The organism is Fusibacter sp. A1 (assembly GCF_004125825.1).
Taxonomy (GTDB): Bacteria; Bacillota; Clostridia; order Peptostreptococcales; family Acidaminobacteraceae; genus QQWI01.
The window spans coordinates 1-1680 of the sequence record NZ_QQWI01000035.1; the positions used below are offsets into that span (position 1 = coordinate 1).

Sequence of the window (1680 nt, forward strand, 5' to 3'; positions counted from 1 at the left end):
CCGTGAGCAAAAAGCGCTCACTTACGCTGGTTGCGAGTAAAAAACACTCGCAAGGATAAGACGTTGCTTATTTGAAAAAGACATTAGTTGATCTAATGTCTTTTTTCGTTTTTGTTGAAGAGTTGGATGTATCGCTAGTGAAGAGATTAGAGAGACCTTATCTGGGGTCGGGCTCCGTGAACTCTGCCCGTGAATGAAATACAATTCACTTACGCAGTCTACGAATAAAAAGCATTCGTAGCACGATTCACTTTCAGCCCCCACGAACAAAATACGTTCGTGGTCTGTTCCCATCTCGAACACAGAAGTTAAGTCTCTACGAGTGTAGTTTACTCGTAGCACCGGGAAACGAATTGTATTTTATTCGTGGCGGTGTTGCGCTGAAAATACTTGCCGGGCAGCTGGCTGGGAAGATAAGACGTTGCTTATTTGAAAAAGACATTAGTTTATAACTAGTGTCTTTTTTCGTTTTTGTAAAAGAGTTGGATGTATCGCTAGTGAAGAGATTGGAGAGACCTTATCACGGGTCGGGCTCCGTGAACTCTGCCCGTGAATGAAATACAATTCACTTACGCAGTCTACGAATAAAAAGCATTCGTAGCACGATTCACTTACAGCCCCCACGAGCAAAATGAACTCACTTCGTTCATTTTGCTCGTGGTATAATAAGTAAAACAAAGTTTAAATAGGAGGTTTACATGGAATATAAATTTATTGAGGATGATTTCATACCACCATTTGATGTGGTTGAGGATCACTTCATTCTGAGAAAATTAACTGTTGATGAAGTGGAAAAGGATTTTAATGCATTGATGTCGAGTAAAGAGAGTTTACGGCAGATATTTAGTATCGATGATGATTGGCCTAAGGATACTATGACGATTGAAGAAAATTATAGGGATTTAAAAATACATCAAGATGAATTTGACAATCGGGAGGGATTTGCCTATACCGTTGTCAATAAGGAAGATACGGAATGCATCGGTTGTGTCTATATATGGCCATGGATACACGGGACTTATGATTCTCTTGTGTTTTATTGGGTAACAGACAAAGTAAAACTTCTTGGATTTGAAGATCAATTGGGCGTTTACTTAAATAAATGGTTGAAGGAATTTTGGAGGTTTGAACATCCTCTGATGCCAGGAAGAAACATTTCGCTAATTCAGTGGGAGAAAATGGTTGAAGAAATTAAGAAAGTAAAAGAATAGCTGTTTTTTTAGGAGGTTGTCATCAGATGACAACCTTTCTATAAAAAGAGAAATAAAACGAATGAACATTAGAAACATATAAGGAAATATAGGCCAAACGACCTAAAAAACGAACATTAAATTAATGCTAACGGTGTTTGTTTGTGTTTTGAAGTATTCAAAAAAAAGAGTAAATAAGAAAAAAAAACATAAGAAAAAGAGTTGACGGCATAGGGGTTTAAATGATACTATGTACTAGTCGCCGAAACAAAGTGTTGATGGCGGCAAGATAATTTAATTGCGAATAAGAAACATTCGCAGTGAATGAACCATGACAACTGAACAATGTACCCGCTTCCAATAAGCCGCCCCGTATAAACGATAGGCGAATTGGAAAGCGACAATGGATAATTAGAGTGCAAGAAAAGCACCAAAAAAAATCACAAATAATTAACGCTAGACGTTAAACAAACTATTTTAATTAAGAGTT

The 1680-nt window shown here is 37.3% G+C and carries 1 protein-coding gene; it reads left to right on the forward strand.

The window, feature by feature from the left end; translation table 11 throughout:
* The first annotated feature begins 698 nt into the window (after nucleotides 1–698).
* On the forward strand, nucleotides 699–1211 hold the full coding sequence (locus DWB64_RS19045; protein WP_129489809.1) for a hypothetical protein: 513 nt from the start codon (nucleotides 699–701) through the stop codon (nucleotides 1209–1211).
* Nucleotides 1212–1680 lie beyond the last annotated feature (469 nt).